The 17,304-nt window shown below is 73.6% G+C and carries 12 protein-coding genes and 1 pseudogene; 4 read left to right on the forward strand and 9 right to left on the reverse strand.

All coding sequences use genetic code 11. The annotated features are described in order from the left end of the window. The first annotated feature begins 233 nt into the window (after nucleotides 1–233). From ABT345_RS11160 to ABT345_RS11170, 3 genes are all read left to right on the forward strand, one after another. Nucleotides 234–1,451 carry an NAD(P)-dependent malic enzyme gene (locus ABT345_RS11160; RefSeq protein ID WP_345086303.1) on the forward strand — a complete coding sequence of 406 codons (1,218 nt, stop codon included), beginning with the start codon at nucleotides 234–236 and terminating at the stop codon, nucleotides 1,449–1,451. Between the two features lie 327 nt (nucleotides 1,452–1,778). Beyond that, entirely contained in the window at nucleotides 1,779–2,741 is a 963-nt protein-coding gene (locus ABT345_RS11165) for a zinc-binding dehydrogenase (RefSeq protein WP_345086301.1), read from the forward strand. Nucleotides 2,742–2,823: 82 nt separating this feature from the next. Then, on the forward strand, nucleotides 2,824–3,549 hold the full coding sequence (locus ABT345_RS11170; protein ID WP_351321736.1) for a HutD/Ves family protein: 726 nt from the start codon (nucleotides 2,824–2,826) through the stop codon (nucleotides 3,547–3,549). 295 nt (nucleotides 3,550–3,844) lie between these two features. Here the strand turns inward: ABT345_RS11170 and ABT345_RS11175 are convergent, their stop codons facing one another. From ABT345_RS11175 to ABT345_RS11215, 9 genes and pseudogenes are all read right to left on the reverse strand, one after another. After that, a complete protein-coding gene (locus ABT345_RS11175; protein WP_345086299.1) occupies nucleotides 3,845–4,543 on the reverse strand; it encodes an antibiotic biosynthesis monooxygenase in 699 nt (232 codons plus the stop codon). A gap of 516 nt (nucleotides 4,544–5,059) precedes the next feature. Then, nucleotides 5,060–5,920, reverse strand: a pseudogene (locus ABT345_RS11180) (SCO6745 family protein); the annotation flags it as partial. A 691-nt stretch (nucleotides 5,921–6,611) separates the two neighbouring features. After that, nucleotides 6,612–7,853, reverse strand: coding sequence for a PadR family transcriptional regulator (locus tag ABT345_RS11185; protein ID WP_345086295.1), 1,242 nt, complete (start codon nucleotides 7,851–7,853; stop codon nucleotides 6,612–6,614). Between the two features lie 2 nt (nucleotides 7,854–7,855). Then, on the reverse strand, nucleotides 7,856–8,830 hold the full coding sequence (locus ABT345_RS11190; RefSeq protein ID WP_345086293.1) for a DUF4097 family beta strand repeat-containing protein: 975 nt from the start codon (nucleotides 8,828–8,830) through the stop codon (nucleotides 7,856–7,858). Between the two features lie 301 nt (nucleotides 8,831–9,131). Continuing rightward, entirely contained in the window at nucleotides 9,132–9,314 is a 183-nt protein-coding gene (locus tag ABT345_RS11195; protein WP_345086291.1) for a DUF6104 family protein, read from the reverse strand. Nucleotides 9,315–9,497: 183 nt separating this feature from the next. Continuing rightward, nucleotides 9,498–13,280: a multifunctional oxoglutarate decarboxylase/oxoglutarate dehydrogenase thiamine pyrophosphate-binding subunit/dihydrolipoyllysine-residue succinyltransferase subunit gene (locus ABT345_RS11200; RefSeq protein WP_345086289.1), complete on the reverse strand. Its 3,783-nt coding sequence runs from the start codon at nucleotides 13,278–13,280 to the stop codon at nucleotides 9,498–9,500. A gap of 259 nt (nucleotides 13,281–13,539) precedes the next feature. Then, complete coding sequence (locus ABT345_RS11205) at nucleotides 13,540–14,664, reverse strand: HAMP domain-containing sensor histidine kinase (protein ID WP_345086287.1); 1,125 nt, start codon at nucleotides 14,662–14,664, stop codon at nucleotides 13,540–13,542. After that, on the reverse strand, nucleotides 14,661–15,401 hold the full coding sequence (locus ABT345_RS11210; RefSeq protein WP_030280798.1) for a response regulator transcription factor: 741 nt from the start codon (nucleotides 15,399–15,401) through the stop codon (nucleotides 14,661–14,663). The genes ABT345_RS11205 and ABT345_RS11210 overlap by 4 nt, the downstream gene beginning before the upstream one ends. Before the next feature lie 141 nt (nucleotides 15,402–15,542). Beyond that, complete coding sequence (locus ABT345_RS11215) at nucleotides 15,543–16,289, reverse strand: spermidine synthase family protein (RefSeq protein WP_345086284.1); 747 nt, start codon at nucleotides 16,287–16,289, stop codon at nucleotides 15,543–15,545. A gap of 194 nt (nucleotides 16,290–16,483) precedes the next feature. On the opposite strand from ABT345_RS11215, the gene ABT345_RS11220 reads away from it, so the two are divergent. Next, entirely contained in the window at nucleotides 16,484–17,281 is a 798-nt protein-coding gene (locus ABT345_RS11220; RefSeq protein WP_345086282.1) for a rhomboid-like protein, read from the forward strand. Nucleotides 17,282–17,304 lie beyond the last annotated feature (23 nt).

Here is a 17,304-nt window from a genome sequence, read left to right on the forward strand (position 1 = left end):
ATATGCCGGGGCCGGGGTGACGGATCTGGCTCGTCGCCCGCCACGCCCGTCCGGTAGAAAGGTGCGTTACACCCCTCATCCGGGGCTCAGGGCGCGTGTGCGGCGCGCCCGGCGTCCGTACCTCCCCCCGCGCACCGGCCATCCGGCGCACCGGGAACGGACGCGGTGCCCGCCCACCTCCCAACCGGGGGTGGCCACCCTCAACATTTTTACGAACAAAGGGGTTCCATAAAGTGGCAGCGGAGATCGTCAATCCTCGCAGCGACAGCACCGACGAGGGAGCCGACGGCGTCGGTGCCTCCTTCGACCCGGCCTTCGCGCTGCACCGCGGCGGCAAGATGGCCATCCAGGCGACCGTCCCCGTCCGCGACCGGGACGACCTGTCCCTCGCGTACACGCCCGGCGTGGCCAAGGTCTGCAGCGCCATCGCCGAGCGGCCCGAGCTGGTGCACGACTACACCTGGAAGTCCCAGGTCGTCGCGGTCGTCACGGACGGCACCGCGGTGCTGGGCCTGGGCGACATCGGCCCGGAGGCGTCCCTCCCGGTGATGGAGGGCAAGGCCATCCTCTTCAAGCAGTTCGGCGGCGTGGACGCGGTGCCGCTCGCGCTCTCGACCACCGACGCCGACGAGATCGTCGAGACCGTCGTTCGGCTGGCGCCCTCCTTCGGCGGCGTCAACCTGGAGGACATCTCCGCGCCCCGGTGCTTCGAGATCGAGCGCAAGCTCCAGGAGCGGCTGGACATCCCGGTCTTCCACGACGACCAGCACGGCACCGCCGTCGTCACGCTCGCGGCGCTGCGCAACGCCGCCAAGCTGACCGACCGGACGCTGGGCCAGCTGCGCGCCGTCATCTCGGGCGCGGGCGCCGCCGGTGTGGCCATCGCCAAGATCCTTATCGAGGCGGGCATCGGCGACGTCGCGGTCTGCGACCGCAAGGGCATCGTCTCCGCCGACCGCGGCGACCTCACCGAGGTCAAGCGCGAGGTGGCCGGCTTCACCAACAAGGGCGGGCTGTCCGGTTCGCTGGAGGACGCCCTCGACGGCGCGGACGTCTTCATCGGTGTCTCCGGCGGCACGGTCCCCGAGTCCGCGGTGGCCACCATGGCGAAGAACTCCCTGATCTTCGCGATGGCCAACCCGAACCCGGAGATCCACCCGGACGTCGCCCACAAGTACGCGGCCGTCGTCGCCACCGGCCGCAGCGACTACCCGAACCAGATCAACAACGTGCTCGCCTTCCCCGGCATCTTCGCCGGCGCGATGCAGGTGCGGGCCTCGCGCATCACCGAGGGCATGAAGCTCGCCGCGGCCGAGGCGCTGGCCTCCGTCGTCGCCGACGAGCTGAGCGCCGAGTGCGTGATCCCCTCGCCGTTCGACGAGCGCGTCGCCCCGGCGGTCACCGCCGCGGTCGCCGCCGCCGCACGGGCCGAGGGCGTGGCCCGCGCCTGACGCGCGCCGCGGCGCCCCGCCGCAGATGCCGACGGGCCGGGCCCGCGCCTCCCACGGGGGGTGCGGGCCCGGCCCGTTGCGGATGAAGCCGGTCTGCTGCGGGTGAGGCCGGTCTGCTGCGGGTGGGGCCGGTCTGCTGCGGGTGGGGCCCTGCCGTGGGTGGGGGCCGGCCCGTTGCGGGCGGTGGCGCGGGCGGGCCGGTCCGTCGCGCGGGCGCGGCGGCCGGTGGCCGAACCGCGGCCCGCTCCCGTACTCCCTCCGCCCACGCGGCGCGCGTCACAGCTCCACCCCGTACCGTGACGGCCGTCCGCCGCCTAGGTTGGCCTCATGTTTGCTGCCTATGCCGCGCGCATCGACCGCGACCAGCCGCTCAACGGCCTCGAACTGGGCGAACGCCCCGCTCCGGAGAGCCGCCCCGGCTGGACCACCGTCAACGTCAAGGCCGCCTCCCTCAACCACCACGATCTGTGGACGCTGCGCGGAGTCGGCATCACCGAGGACGCGCTGCCGATGATCCTCGGCTGCGACGCCGCCGGGACGGACGCCGACGGCAACGACGTCGTCCTGCACTCCGTCATCGGCCAGACCGGCCACGGCGTCGGCCCCGGCGAGCCCCGCTCCATCCTCACCGAGCGCTACCAGGGCACCTTCGCCGAACAGGTCACCGTCCCGAGCTGGAACGTCCTGCCCAAGCCGAAGGAGCTGACCTACGCGGAGGCCGCCTGCCTGCCCACCGCCTGGCTCACCGCGTACCGCATGCTCTTCACCAACGCCGGGGTGCAGCCCGGCGACAGCGTGCTCGTCCAGGGCGCGGGCGGCGGCGTGGCGACCGCCGCGATCGTGCTGGGCGCCGCCGCCGGGCTGCGGGTCTTCGCCACCAGCCGGGACGAGTCCAAGCGGCGCCGCGCCGTGGAGCTGGGCGCCGAGGCGGCGTTCGGCAGCGGGGAGCGGCTGCCGCACCGGGTGGACGCGGTCATCGAGACGGTCGGCGCCGCCACCTGGTCGCACTCGGTCAAGTCGCTGCGCCCCGGCGGCACCCTCGTCATCTCGGGCGCCACCAGCGGTTTCCATCCCGAGCGCACCGAACTCAACCGGATCTTCTTCCTGGAGCTGAAGGTCGTCGGCTCGACGATGGGCAGCAAGGAGGAGCTGGCGTCGCTGCTCAGCTTCTGCGCCGCCAAGGGCGTCCGCCCCGTCATCGACTCCACCCTGCCGCTGGACCGGGCGCGCGAGGGCTTCACGAAGATGGCGGAGGGCGACCTGTTCGGCAAGGTCGTCCTGACGGTGTGACGGTGTGACAGATTGCTCGACTGATGCGCTGACGGGCTGCCGGCCTGGTGGTTCGAGTGGGACGGCGGAGAGTGAGGGCCCCGTGGGTGAGGGAATGCGCGTGTTGCGGGCGGCGGACCGGGTCGCCGCGCCGTGGAGCAACGGCGGCGGGGTGACGCGCGAGATCGCCGCCCACCCCGACGGCGCGGGCTGGGACGCCTTCGACTGGCGGATCAGCCTGGCCGACGTCACCCGCGACGGCCCCTACTCCCCGCTGCCCGGCATCCGCCGCATCCTCACCGTCGCCGACGGCGCCGGACTCCACCTGACCGTCGACGGCACCACCCACCCACCGCTGCCCCGCCACACCCCCTTCGCCTTCCCCGGCGCCGCCGCCACCGACTCCCGCCTGGTGGCGGGGCCGGTCGTCAACCTCAACGTCATGACGCGGGAGGGCCGGGCGGGCGCCGACGTCGGCGTCGTACGCGGCGGCTGCACCCTGTCGGCCGCGCCCGGCCGGACGATGGTGGTGGCCCTGCCGGACGGGACGGGGGAGGGGCCCGGCGACCCGGACGGTACGGAGGAGGGGCCCGGTGTCCCGGGCGGTACGGCGACGGCTGCGGTTGCGGTTCCGGACCGTACGGCGACGGCTGTGACGGGTGCGACGGCTTCGGTGGCCGCGGTCGTGACCTCGGGTGGCGCGGTGGTCGAACTCGGCTGTTACGACGCGGTGTTGCTGCCGGGCGGGGTCGCCGCCCAGCTGCGCACCGGCGGGGTCGCCGCGGTGATCACGCTGGTGGGGGAGGGGACGGCGGACGGGGGACGCTGACCGGGCCGCTGCCGGGCGGGGACGAGGGGCCGCACCGGGGCTGCTGTTGCGCGAGTGGCGTTCCGGGAGCGGTCCTCTCCGGGTGGCCCGCACCGGGACCGGTGCCACGCGGGCAGCGTTCCGGGAGGGGGCCTCTTCGGGCGGGCGCACCGGGGCCCGCCCTCCCGGTGGCGTTCCGGGACCGGCGTTCCGAGTGGTGCGCCAGGGCCAGTTGTTCCGGGGGCGGCCTCCCGGGCGGCGTGCCAAAGGCGGCGTTCCGGGACCGGCCTTCCGGGCGGCGCCCCCCGGGACCCGGTCAGGCCGGTGGCGCCACGTTGACCAGTCCGCCGTGCAGGCGGTAGCGGCGGACGCCGTCCGGGCCGCCGGAGTCCGGGGTGACGCCGTCCAGCGCGGCGATCCGGGCCGCGATCCGGGCCGGCGCCGGGCTGTCGGCGAACGCCTGCCACGCCGCGAGATCCGTCCACTCCGCGTGGTTGAGCACCCGGGAACCGTCCTGACTCCGGAACAGATACGCACCGAGCAACCCCGGCACCTGCGCCTCGGCCAGCGCGTCGAGCACGGTGTCCGTCAGCGCGTGCTGCGCCTCCGGCCCCGTCGTGGTGAAGACCGGCGTGACCAGCAACTCCGGCGCACTGGCCGGAACCCCGTCCGGCACATGGCTGCCGCCGAGCCGGTAGCGCACCAGACCGGGCCGCCGGATGCCCGGGATCGCCGCGTCGACGGGCGCCAGCGCGGCGGGCCGGTGCGCCCGCGCCCACTCCCGGTGCGCCTCGTCGTCCGTCCACTGCGCGTGGTGCAGCACCTCCGTGCCGTCGAGGCTGAGGAACGCCGTCAGCGACAGCATCGCGTCGGGCCGCTCCTGCGCCTCCCATGCGTCGAGCACGGCATCGGCGGCCGCGACCTGAACCGCCGGGTCCGGCACGATCCAGCTGCTGATCAGCGCGGTCGCGGCATCGGCCCGCCGCACATCGGAAAAGGCGGAGGTCCTGGGCATCGCATGCTCCGTTCGTCATGGGGCGGCGGTACGACGGGACGGGTTCATGGCGCCCCGCCGTCCGCCGCCGTTTCGTCCGGAGTCTGCTTCCTCAAGTGCGGTTGAGGTCAAGGGGGTTGGGTGCCCGGCATCCCATGTCCGGTGCCCGGATGCCCGGATGCCCGGATGCTTGGAGACCCGGGGGTCTGGTTGTCCGGGGCGCGTCTTCCGGCTGGCGCCGTCTTGGACGCCGGGCCGGGGCCGTGGCGGCTACGGCGTACCGCCGGGCGCCGCGAGGGCGGCCACCGCCGGGGCGGACGGGCCGGCCGACCGGTCCGCCGGAGGCGGCGCCAAGGACGGTGGCGACGATGAAGGCGATGACGGCGACGACGGGGGCAACGCGGAGAACCGCGGCGCCGGCGTGCGCGGCGCCGCCACCGCGGCGCGCACGGAATCCGCAGCGCCCATGGCCCCCGCAGCGCCCCGCCCCGGCGGCATCTCCCGCCGGGGACACGGCGGTACGGACGCCGGCCCCGCCTCCTGCGGCCGGAAGCCCGCCGCGCGCAGGACGTGGTTCATCCGGCGCAGCAGCAGACTCAGGCGTTCGGCGCCCGTCCGGCCGAGCGCGCGCCAGGGCCCGGCCGCCAGCTGGTCCGTCATCCGCTCGATCGCCTCCCGCTCCTGGAGCCCCAACGGTGTGGCGCTGCCGTCCGGCGCGATCCAGCCGCGCGCCGCGAGCCGGTCATGGGCGTCGCTCCACTCCTGGGCGCTCCACCCGCGGGCGGCGGCGGACGCCGGTGCGGCCCAGCCGCAACGACCGTGCCCGCCGCCCGCCGCGGCATGCGACACCAGCGCCTCGCACGGGTCCAAACCCCAGGTCAGCAGGGTCGCGAGATGGCCGTCACCGCGGTGCTCCCGGAGCACCGCCGCGGCCTGCCACAACACCAGATGCGGCGGCCCGGGCCACGGCAGATCACGGTTGGCGGCGGCGAGCGGCCGCGCCACGGCGTCGGCGTTCTCCGCGGCACGGCGCGCCAACCGGGCGGCCTCGGCCACCTCCGGGCCGGCCAGCAGGTCGCCCAGCAGCCGGGAGAGCGCGCGGTCCACGGCGCGCAACCGTGCGTCCAGCACCGCACCCGGCCGGGCCGTCGCCCAGATCCGCGGTACGTGCTGGGCCACCAGCCGCGGCGCGAAGGTGCAGTACGTCGCCGTCACCAGCTCCGGACCCGCGGCTCCCAACGGAGCCGTGCGCCAGGCGAAGTAGCCGGGACGCCACGACGTGGTGTCGTAACCGAGACCCGCCGCGACCCGCTGGGCCTCGGGGGCGGAGTAGGCGGTGGCGTGCAGCGGTTCGAGCTGCCGCCACATTCGGCGGGCGACCGAAAGGTAGTCCGACATCGCTGTACCTCATGGCCTTCACGATGCGTGCGTGCGGAGATGCGTGCGTGCAGGGCGGAAACGGCCGTTGGCGCGCGCCGCGAGGGCCAGGGGTCCACGCCTCGGGCGCGTCCGCGGACCGTGTGGTGCCGGTACGGGGCGGCGGATGCCGTACGGAACTCGCGCCCCGCACGGACAGCGGGCCGCACAAGGCGTCCCGCTCCGCACACGGCCGCCGCCCGGACGCCGATCCGGGAACCCATACCGGCACCGGACGAAAAACCGTGCGACACATGACGTTCCCCGATTACGTGCCGTAAATCCTGGCCGCGATGACTAACTCTCCGTGAGGGGAGGTGGGGAGGAGGAGAGAGGGACCGAGAGCGGCGCGGAGCATCGGGAGGGAAGGGGGAGCGGGGAGGGCGACGAGGGCGGAAGGTACGGAGGACGGGGAGCGGGGGCGGAAGGTGCCGGGAGGGCGCCGGGAGGGCGGGGTCGGCGGAGGGAGCGGGCGGGAGCAGGCGAATGGGGCAGGGGTACCCCGCACACTCCGCGCGCTCCGCACACCCCGCACGCTCTGCACGCTCTGCACACCCCCGTTTCCGCGCCCAACTGCGGCTCCCCGGGGGCCGCTTCCTTCAGCCGCTCCGCCTGCGCTTCCCCCGGCCCCGCCCCCCGCCCCCTCCCCGCCCCTTCCGCCTCTCCCTTCCCCCTACTTCTCCGGTCCCCGCAGCAGGCCGCCGATGTCGGTGGCGGTCTCCGCGAGCCGGCGCCGGGCCCGGCGTACCTGCTCGGGGGTGATGCCGTGGTCGCGGGCGGCGTCCCGGAGGTCGTCGCGGAAGCGGTCCAGCAGCCGGTCGAAGTCGCGGGCCGGATCGGGGCCCGGCGGCTCGTCCGCCCACTCCGGCAACGGCGGCTCCCCGGCCCGCGCCCGCCCGGCCGCACGGCCCGCGCCCGGACCCGCCTGCCCCTCATCCTGCGCACGGTCGTCGGATATACCGGCACCGGACGCACCGGACGCACCGGACGCACCGGACGCACCGGACGCACCGGACGCACCGGACGCACCGGACGCACCGGATGCACCGGATGCACCGGCATCCGGCGCACCGGCGCCCGACGCAGGCGCCCCGTGCGGGCGCTCCCCGCTCGGGCGGGTGCCGTCCTCCGCAGGGCGGGCGGTGCCCTCCCGGCCCGTGTGGTCCTCGGCGTGCGGCCCGCCCGTGAAGCGGCCCACCTCGCGGGAGACCTCGGAGAGGGCCTCGCGGACCGCGCCCGCCCAGTCGCCGGACCGCACCCGCTCCTGCGCCTGCTCCTGGACCCGGCGGAGCGCCTGCTGCACCTCTTCCCGGGCGAACGCCTGGGCCGCGCGGGCCTGTTCGCGGGCGCGGCGGGCCTCCTGCTCGGCGCGGCGGCGCTCGTCCTTCGCCCGGCGCGCCTGCTCCTTCCACTCCTCCTTGGCGCGGCGGAACTCCTCCTTCGCCTGCCGCCACGCCTCGTTGTCGCCGAACGGGCCGTCGGCGGCGGACTCCGGCCCCCCGCCGTCGGCGCCCGAGCGGCCCTGGGCCCGCGCCTGCTGGGCGGCCTCGCGCATTTCGCGGCGCAGATCGCTCGCCGAACCGCTCACATCCGCCCGGATGTCGGAGGCCAGCGCGGCCACCGAGTCGCGTATCTCCAGCTCCAGCTCGGCCAGTTCGCCGCCGCGTCCGGCCAGCTCGGCACGGCCCGCGTCGGTGAGGGAGTAGACCTTGCGGCCGCCCTCGGTGGCGTGGGTGACCAGGCCCTCGGCCTCCAGCTTGGCCAGCCGCGGATAGACCGTGCCGGCCGACGGCGCGTACAGGCCCTGGAAACGCTCCTCCAGCAGGCGGATGACCTCGTAGCCGTGGCGCGGATTCTCGTCGAGGAGCTTGAGGAGATAGAGGCGCAGGCGGCCGTGGGCGAAGACGGGAGGCATGGTCAGAGCACCTTCTTCTCGGTGGACGGGGTGGCCGGGCCGTCGCCCGGTCGGCCGCCGTCCCCGGACTCGAAGACCGGGCGGCGCAGCAGCGCGAGGCCGCCGGAGACGGTGGTGACCTTCAGCCTGCCCGCTCCGGAGCCGAGCGTTCCGCTGAGGTTCTTCGCCCCCCACCCGCCGCCGACCCGCAGGGTGTCGAAGGCGTTGGAGAACGTGCCGCTGGTGGTGCCCGCCTCCACCCGGGTGTCGGCCGGCTCCGGCAGCCGGATCGCCACCTCGCCGGAGACGCTGGTCAGCTGGATGTCCGCACCGCGGTCCGACGGATCGAGGTCGAGGACCATGTCACCGCTGACGGATTCCGCCTGCACCGTGGCCGCGCCGCCGTCCAGCACCGTCAGATCGCCCGAGACGGAGTGGAACCGCAGACCGCCGGTGACGCCCTGCGCCTCGACCCGGCCCGAGACGGTCTCCGCGCGCACCTCGCCGGTCAGCCCGACGAGCGTGCTGTCGCCCGAGACGGTGTGGACCCGGGCGGGGCCCGCGACGCCCGTCACGACCGCCGAGGCGCCGACCGAGCCGATGTCGACGCGGGTGGCGGACGGGACGGTCACCGATACCTCCGCCCGGTGGTCGCGCCACCCCTTGCCGCGAAGGAAGGTGAACAGGCTCTTCCAGGGACCCTTCCACGGCGGGTCGTCATAGCCGACGGAGAGGGTGCCGTCCTGGACGGAGACGGTCAGCGGATGGCCTTTGACCTCGCCGATCTCCACCCGGGCCGGGCCCTCCTCGGCCGACCCCACGACATTGACCGCGCCGCCGCAGACCCGGATCTCCAGGGCCCGGACGGGTTCACCGATCTCCAGGGTGCGCGGCTCGGCCACCCGGAGCGGATAGCGCACCTGCGCGTCCTCGGGCCCCGGCGCACCGGACCCGGACGCGGAAGAACTCGACGTACCGAAACTCGACTCGTTGGACATTCCGACCCCCCGGCTGGATGACAACGCATGACAAGAGCGACGCACGACAAGAGCGACGCACGGCGACAACGACGCACGACTGCGGTGACACGCGACGGCAACGACGCACGACAACAGCAAGACAGCGGCAAGATGGCCGCAACGACGCAACATATCGCGTCTTCGCTACACACGATATATCGCGCTCGGGCGAAGTCAAGAGAGAAGTCGAACGCCCACGCGACGGGGCCGGCGGCCGAGGGATGTCCCCCCGGCCGCCGGCCCCGGTCCCGTCGCCCCGCCGGGCGCGTCTCGTCTGCGGCTACTCCTCGTCGTCCTCGTCGTCCAGCCGCGCCAGCCAGGTCGCCAGCCGCTCCACCGGCACCTCGAAGTCCGGGTTCAGATCGACGAACGTACGCAGCTGATCGGCCACCCAGCCGAGGGTGACCTCCTCCTCGCCGCGCCGGCTCTCCAGCTCTTCGATGCCGCGGTCAGTGAAATACACGGGTTCTCCACCAGGGGTCAGTAGGACGTTCCCGGCCAGGATAGGCAGGCCGGACACGGCGCCGCGCAGCCGCCCGCCCCGGGGACGGGCCCGCCGCACGCCGCCGCGGACAGGTACGGCACAGGGCCCGCCCCCTCGTGGGGACGGGCCCTGCGCGATGTCCCGGATCACCGGGGCGGTCGACTACGCGTCGAACGCCTCCGCGATCAGCTGGGCCTGCTCCGCCTGGTGACGCTTGGCGGAACCGACCGCGGGCGACGAGGAGTGCGGCCGCGAGATGCGGCGCAGACGCTCACCGTGCGGGATGTCCGCACCGACCGCCAGGTCCAGGTGGTCGATGAGGTTGAGCGCGATGAACGGCCACGCACCCTGGTTGGCCGGCTCCTCCTGCACCCACAGGTACTTGCCGGCGTTCGGGTACTTGGCGATCTCGGCCTGGATCTCCTTGCCGGGCAGCGGGTACAGCCGCTCCAGCCGGATGATCGCGACGTCGTCGGCACCGCGCTTGTCCCGCTCGGCGGCCAGGTCGTAGTAGACCTTGCCGGAGCAGAGCAGCACCTTGCTGACCTTCTGCGGGTCGGCCTTCTCGTCGCCGATCACCGGACGGAAACCGCCGGTGGTGAACTCCTCCGCCTTCGACGCCGCGGCCTTCAGACGCAGCATCGACTTCGGGGTGAAGACGACCAGCGGCTTGTGGTGCGGGTTGTGGACCTGCCAGCGCAGCAGGTGGAAGTAGTTCGACGGCAGCGTCGGCATGGCGACCGTCATGTTGTTCTGCGCGCACAGCTGGAGGAAGCGCTCGATGCGGGCCGAGGAGTGGTCCGGGCCCTGGCCCTCGTAGCCGTGCGGCAGCAGCAGCGTGACGCCGGAGGTCTGGCCCCACTTCTGCTCGGCGGCGGTGATGTACTCGTCGACGACGGTCTGCGCGCCGTTGACGAAGTCACCGAACTGCGCCTCCCACATGACCAGCGCCTCGGGGCGGGCCAGGGAGTAGCCGTACTCGAAGCCCATGACCGCGTACTCCGAGAGCAGCGAGTCGTAGACGTTGTAGCGCGCCTGGTCGTCCGAGAGGTACAGCAGCGGGGTGTAGTCCTCGCCGGTCTCCCGGTCGACCAGCACCGCGTGGCGCTGGCCGAAGGTGCCGCGGCGGCTGTCCTGGCCCGACAGGCGGACCGGGGTGCCCTCCAGCAGCAGGGAGCCGATGGCGAGGGTCTCGCCCATGCCCCAGTCGATCGTGCCGTCCTCGATCATCGACGCGCGGCGCTGCAGCTGCGGCAGCAGACGCGGGTGGACGGTGACCCGGTCGGGGATGTTGACCTGCGACTCGGCGATGCGCTTGACGACCTCCTGGGAGATCGCGGTCTTCACCGCCACCGGGAACTCCGCCTGCGGGTCCGGCACCTCGGCCGCGCCCGGGGCCGCGACGGCCTCGCGGACCTCGGCGAAGACCTTCTCCAGCTGGCCCTGGAAGTCCTGGAGCGCCTGCTCGGCCTCTTCCAGCGTGATGTCGCCGCGACCGATGAGGGACTCGGTGTAGAGCTTGCGCACCGAGCGCTTCTTGTCGATCAGGTCGTACATCAGCGGCTGCGTGAAGCCCGGGTTGTCGGTCTCGTTGTGACCGCGGCGGCGGTAGCAGATGAGGTCGATGACGACGTCCTTGTTGAACGCCTGCCGGAACTCGAAGGCCAGCCGGCCCGCGCGGACGACGGCCTCGGGGTCGTCGCCGTTGACGTGGAAGATCGGCGCCTCGATCATGCGGGCCACATCGGTCGCGTACATCGACGAACGCGACGACTCCGGGGCGGCGGTGAAGCCGACCTGGTTGTTGATGACGATGTGGACCGTGCCGCCGGTGCGGTAGCCGCGCAGCTGCGACATGTTGAGCGTCTCGGCGACCACGCCCTGACCGGCGAAGGCGGCGTCACCGTGGAGGGTGACCGGCAGGACCGTGAAGTCCGTGCCGCCCTTGTTGATGATGTCCTGCTTGGCGCGGGAGATGCCCTCGATGACCGGGTCGACCGTCTCCAGGTGGGACGGGTTCGCCGCGAGGGTGACCTTGATCTGCTCGCCGTCCAGGCCGGTGAAGACGCCTTCCTGGCCCAGGTGGTACTTCACGTCGCCGGAGCCGTGCATCGACTTCGGGTCGAGGTTGCCCTCGAACTCCCGGAAGAGCTGCGCGTAGGACTTGCCGACGATGTTGGCGAGGACGTTGAGGCGGCCGCGGTGGGCCATGCCGATGACGACCTCGTCCAGCCGCGACTCGGCGGCCGAGTCGATGACCGCGTCCAGCAGCGGGATGACGGACTCGCCGCCCTCCAGCGAGAAGCGCTTCTGGCCGACGTACTTGGTCTGCAGGAACGTCTCGAACGCCTCGGCGGAGTTCAGCCGGCGCAGGATGCGCAGCTGCTCCTCGCGCTCGGGCGAGTTGTGCGGCCGCTCGACACGGTCCTGGATCCACTTGCGCTGCTTGGGGTCCTGGATGTGCATGTACTCGATGCCGGTGGTGCGGCAGTACGAGTCGCGGAGCACGCCGAGGATGTCGCGCAGCTTCATCATCGACTTGCCGGAGAAGCCGCCGACCGCGAACTCGCGCTCCAGGTCCCACAGGGTGAGGCCGTGCTCGATGATGTCGAGGTCGGGGTGCTTGCGCTGGTGGTACTCCAGCGGGTCGGTGTCGGCCATGACGTGGCCGCGGACCCGGTAGGAGTGGATCAGGTCGAAGACCCGGGCGGCCTTGGTGACGTCGTCGTCGTGGGAGACGTCGATGTCGCGCAGCCAGCGGACCGGCTCGTAGGGGATCCGCAGCGACTTGAAGATGTCGTCGAAGAAGTCGTTCTCGCCGAGCAGCAGCTGGCTCATGATCCGCAGGAACTCGCCGGAGGCGGCGCCCTGGATCACGCGGTGGTCATAGGTGCTGGTCAGCGTCATGACCTTGGAGATGCCCATCTTGTTCAGGGCATCCTGCGAGGTGCCCTGGAACTCGGCGGGGTAGTCCATGGCGCCGACGCCGATGATCAGACCCTGGCCGGGCATCAGACGCGGCACGGAGTGAACGGTGCCGATGCCGCCCGGGTTCGTCAGCGACGCGGTGACTCCGGTGAAGTCCTCCATCGTCAGCTTGTTGTTGCGGGCGCGGCGGACGATGTCCTCGTACGCCTGCCAGAACTCGAAGAAGGTGAGCGTCTCGGCCTTCTTGATGGCGGCGACGACGAGCTGGCGGTCACCGTTCGGCTTCACCAGGTCGATGGCGAGGCCGAGGTTGACGTGCTCGGGCTTGACCAGCGTCGGCTTGCCGTCCTTCTCCTGGAAGGAGTAGTTCATCGACGGCATGGCCTTGAGGGCCTGCACCATCGCGTACCCGATGAGGTGGGTGAAGGAGACCTTCCCGCCCCGGGCGCGCTTGAGGTGGTTGTTGATGACGATGCGGTTGTCGAACAGCAGCTTCACCGGGACCGCGCGGACGGACGTGGCCGTCGGCAGCTCCAGGGAGGCGTTCATGTTCTTCGCGACGGCGGCCGACGGGCCGCGCAGCGTCACCAGCTCCGGGCCGGCCGAGGCCTCGGTGGCCTTCGCGGCGGCGGGCTTGGCGGCGGCCGGCTTCGCGGCGGGAGCGGCCTTCGCGGGCGCCGGGGCCGCCTTGGCGGGGGCCGGAGCGGTCGCGGCGGGCTGCGCCGGGGCGGCCGGGGCCGCGGGCTGGGCGGGCGCCGGGGTGGCCACGGGCGTCTCCTGGGTGGGCGGTACGGGGGCGGGGGCCTCGGTCGACTGGCCCGGGGCGGCAGTGGCGCCGGGCTTGTAGTCGGCGAAGAAGTCCCACCAGGCCCGGTCTACCGAGTTCGGGTCCTGGAGGTACTGCTGGTAGATCTCGTCAACGAGCCACTCATTCGCACCGAACGCGGCGGCAGGGGACTTGCCCTGACCGTCCTGGTCGGTCGAGATGTTCGAGCTGTTGGGGGACTGTGGCGACACGGCGGCAACCGCCCTCTTCCGCTTCCTAAGGTGGTGGACAGCGGAAATAAAGGCTACGCCTCTTGTGACCTTTGGTGCAGTCCGGGAGGGCTACAGGTAGCGCACGTCACATTCGCCGACGGGTTTCGCGGTATGACTTGGCGGGAAACACACGGGGTTTGCCCGCTCGCGGGTACGACTCGCACCGGGGACACCCCCCTGATCAGGGCGGTGCACCGCCGTTCGTGTGCTTCCGGCACCGACCCTACGCCACGGGCCGTCAGCTCCGGCCGGACTCCGTTCCCGGAAGAGTGACCCGGATCCGGCAGCCGCGATCGGATTCGGCCACGCCGATGTGCCCGCCGTGCAGATCCACCGCCCAGCGCGCGATGGCCAGGCCCAGGCCCGTACCGCCGTCGGTCCCCGGGCCGGACGGCGCGGGCCCGCCGCGGTTGAACCGCTCGAAGACGCGGTAGCGCTCCGCCTCCGGGATGCCCGGGCCCTCGTCCTGCACGTCCAGCTCCAGGCTCTCGGGGCCCTCGCCCCGCCGGGCGTGCACGGTGACCCGGCCGTGGCGCGGGCTGTGCTTGATCGCGTTGTCGATGAGGTTGGCGACGACCTGGTGCAGCCGCTCGGCGTCCGCGTACGCGGTCAGCTCCGGCGGTGAGACGTCCAGGTGGAGATGGACGTCCGTACGGGTGTGGGTGCCGGACCCGGCCGTTCCGGCGAGGGTGGAGGCGCCGCGGCTCATGTTGGCCTCCTTCAGCACCCCGGACAGGTACGGCCACACCTCGAAGCGGCGGCAGTGCAGCGGCACGACGCCGTTGTCGAGGCGGGAGAGGTCCAGCAGGTGCTCGACGAGACGGCCCAGCCGCTCGGTCTGCTTCAGCGCCGTCCGCATCGTCTCCGGGTCGGGCTCGGAGACGCCGTCGACGACGTTCTCCAGCACCGCGCGCAGCGCCGCGATGGGCGTGCGCAGCTCGTGCGAGACGTTGGCGACCAGCTCCTTGCGGTGGGTGTCCACCGCCTCCAGATCGGCCGCCATGCGGTTGAAGGCGCTGGCCAGATCGCCGAACTCGTCGCGCCGCGTCGCGCCCACCCGGCGGGTGTAGTCGCCCTGCGCCATCGACCGCGTCACGTCCGTCATCTCGTCGAGCGGCGCGGTCAGGTTGTTCGCCACGAACTGGGTGACCAGCAGCGAGGCGATGATCGAGAAGACGGTGATCACCCGCAGCTCGGTCGCCGAGTGGATGGCGACGAAGACCAGCAGGGTGGTGATGATCACCGAGACGACGACCAGCGCACCGAGCGCCGCCTTCACCGAGCGGTACGGATCGAGCGGCCGCAGCCCCTCCCACAGGCGCCCGGCCAAGGCGCGGCCGCGCGCCCGCCATCCACGCGTCATGCGGGCGGGGTCTCCAGGGCGTAGCCGACGCCGTGGACCGTACGGATGCGCTCGGCGCCGATCTTGCGGCGGAGCGCCTTGATGTGGCTGTCGACCGTGCGCGTTCCGGACGCGTCGGCCCAGTCCCACACCTCGGCCAGCAGCTGCTCACGGGAGAGCACCGCGCGCGGGGTGTTGGCCAGGCAGACCAGCAGGTCGAACTCGGTCGGCGTCAGATGGACGTCGGCGCCGCGCACCCGCACCCGGCGCTGGGCGTGGTCGATCTCCAGCTCGCCCAGGCGCAGGATGCCGCTGCGCGGGGTGTGCGCGGCGAGCGCCGCCCGCTCCACCCGGCGCAGCAGGACGTGCACCCGCGCGGCCAGCTCCCGCATGGAGAACGGCTTGGTCATGTAGTCGTCCGCGCCGACGCCGAGGCCGACCAGCATGTCGGTCTCGTCGTCGCGCGCGGTGAGCATCATCACCGGCACCGGGCGCTGCGCCTGCACCCGGCGGCAGACCTCCAGGCCGTCGAAGCCCGGCAGCATCACGTCGAGGACCAGCAGATCGGGCTGCCACGCCTCGGCGGTGTCGACGGCGGCCGGGCCGTCCGTCGCCGTCTGCACCTGGAAGCCCTCGGCGCGCAGCCGGGTCGCGATGGCGTCCACGATCGTCGGGTCGTCCTCCACGACCAGCACCCGGCGCTGGGCGCCCGGCGTGGCCGCGGCGGTGCCGCCCTGGCTGGTTTGAGTCTGGTCCATCGCCCGCCCCTGCATGTCCCCGTGTGCCTGGTCGCGTAGTGAGTGGACGTGCGGCAGCGCGCGGCGGCCCGTCGCAGGGCGCGGATCGCCGCGCCGCGTCACATCCAGGGGAGCAGCGTAAGCGCACGGTGTGACTGTCGGCTACGCGCCCTTGTGCGCGAGGTGAACAACATCGGGGACACCTCGGGTGACAGGCACCTCTTCCGTGCGAACGCGCTGGAAACCGGCATTCCGGAGGGCCTGGTCGAAGGCGGGCGACGGCTGGGCCGACCAGACGGCCAGCACCCCGCCCGCCGTCAGCGCCGCGTGGCAGGCCGCGAGCCCGGCGGGGGAGTAGAGCCCGTCGTTGCCGTCGGTGACCGTCCAGTCCGGACCGTTGTCGATGTCCAGGCACAGCGCGTCGTACGAGCCCGGGGCCGCGTCGTTTCGCAGGTGGTCGACGAGGTCGGCGTGGACGATCGCGGCGCGGGGGTCGGCGAGCGCGCGGCCGGTCAGGGCGCCCAGCGGTCCGGTGCGGTGCCAGTCGATCACCGCGGCCTCCCGCTCGACCACCGCAATCCGCCCCCAACGCCCCTCCTCCACCGCTCTGACCAGCGAAAACCCCACGCCGAGGCCGCCGATCAGCACGGCCGGACGCGTCCGCTCCGGCGGCAGGCCGGCCAGCGCCGCATCGATCAGCAGCCGCTCGGAGCGGCCGTCGGAGGTGTCCATCAGGAAGCAGCCGTTGGCGATGATCTCGAAGACCGGCGCGCCGCCGGAGCCGTCCGCGCCGCCGCGCCGGCGCAGCACCACCTCGCCGTACGGGCCCTCGCGGCGGTCCAGCGTGACCGGGCCGTCCGCGGGGCCGGCCGGGGTGGGGAAGGTCGGGTCGGGGGGAACGGGAGTCATGCCGACCATCCTGGCCAACCGCGCGGGCGCGGGTCCAACCGATTGCCCGGGCAACGCGGCGGGCCCGCCGCGGGTTGTGTGCCGTGACGTACCTCACGCACGCCGGGGCGGGGCGCGGCGAACGGCCGGGCGCCGCCGCGCGTTGGGTACGGCGGACGGAGCGGGGAGCGCGACGGCGGCGACGGAGGGGTGCGGTGAGCGGGGTGAACCGGGCACGGGGCGGGGCCGGGGCGGCCGGGGCGCCCGCCCGCGGCGGTCGGCGCGGGGCGGCGCGGTGGCCGGGGCGGTTGCTGCCCGGGCCCCGGGCGACGCCGTTCACCTTCTGGTACGCGCTGCTGCTGGTGGCCACCTCGCTCTTCGCGGCGTACGCGGATCCGGCGCGGGTGGCCGAGCTGCTGCGGGCCTCCAGCACGGACGCGGCGCATCTGGCGGCGACGCCGGTGCGGGTGCTGGTGGCGAGCGCGCTGTGGATCGACGGCGGGCTGCTCTCCGGCTTCGCGCTCGCCTTCGTCGTGGTGCTCGCGGCGCTGGAGCGGCGGGTCGGCGCCGCGCGCACCCTCGCGGTCTTCCTCGGCGGCCATGTGCTGGCCACCCTCGCCACGGAGCTGCCGGTGGGCGCCGCCGTCGCCGCCGGGGCGCTGCCGCCGGGCGCTGCGCACCGCCTCGACTACGGCATCAGCTACGGCGTGATGACCTGCGCCGGAGCGCTGGCCGGAGTGCTGCCGGGGCGGCTGGGCCGGCCGCTGCTGGGCGGCGCCGCCTGCTACGCCGCCGCGGACCTGCTGACCTTCGCCGACCCGCTCAGCTCCGGCGGCCACCTCGTTTCCCTCGCGCTCGGCGTCGCGTCCTGGCCGCTGCTGCGCCGGGCGCGGTCCGGCCCGCGCCCGGCGCGGCTCCACGGCGACCTGGGGCATCCGGCGCTGCGGCGGGCGGCGGCGGGACGCGCGGCGGTGGGGCGTCCCGCGCCGGTGACGGGGGCGCGGCGGCGCTGAGCCGGGGGCGCGGCGAGCGTCCG

Origin of the sequence: Streptomyces sp. NPDC000404 (assembly GCF_040300365.1) — a bacterium.
GTDB classification, from domain to species: Bacteria; Actinomycetota; Actinomycetes; order Streptomycetales; family Streptomycetaceae; genus Streptomyces; species Streptomyces ramulosus.

What these genes read in the sequence shown, in the direction of transcription:
- ABT345_RS11165 (WP_345086301.1), top strand. Translation starts at nt 1,779, where the DNA reads ATGTTTGCTGCCTATGCCGCGCGCATCGACCGCGACCAGCCGCTCAAC.
- ABT345_RS11175 (WP_345086299.1), bottom strand. Translation starts at nt 4,543, where the DNA reads ATGCCCAGGACCTCCGCCTTTTCCGATGTGCGGCGGGCCGATGCCGCG.
- ABT345_RS11185 (WP_345086295.1), bottom strand. Translation starts at nt 7,853, where the DNA reads ATGCCTCCCGTCTTCGCCCACGGCCGCCTGCGCCTCTATCTCCTCAAG.
- ABT345_RS11190 (WP_345086293.1), bottom strand. Translation starts at nt 8,830, where the DNA reads ATGTCCAACGAGTCGAGTTTCGGTACGTCGAGTTCTTCCGCGTCCGGG.
- ABT345_RS11205 (WP_345086287.1), bottom strand. Translation starts at nt 14,664, where the DNA reads ATGACGCGTGGATGGCGGGCGCGCGGCCGCGCCTTGGCCGGGCGCCTG.
- ABT345_RS11210 (WP_030280798.1), bottom strand. Translation starts at nt 15,401, where the DNA reads ATGGACCAGACTCAAACCAGCCAGGGCGGCACCGCCGCGGCCACGCCG.
- ABT345_RS11215 (WP_345086284.1), bottom strand. Translation starts at nt 16,289, where the DNA reads ATGACTCCCGTTCCCCCCGACCCGACCTTCCCCACCCCGGCCGGCCCC.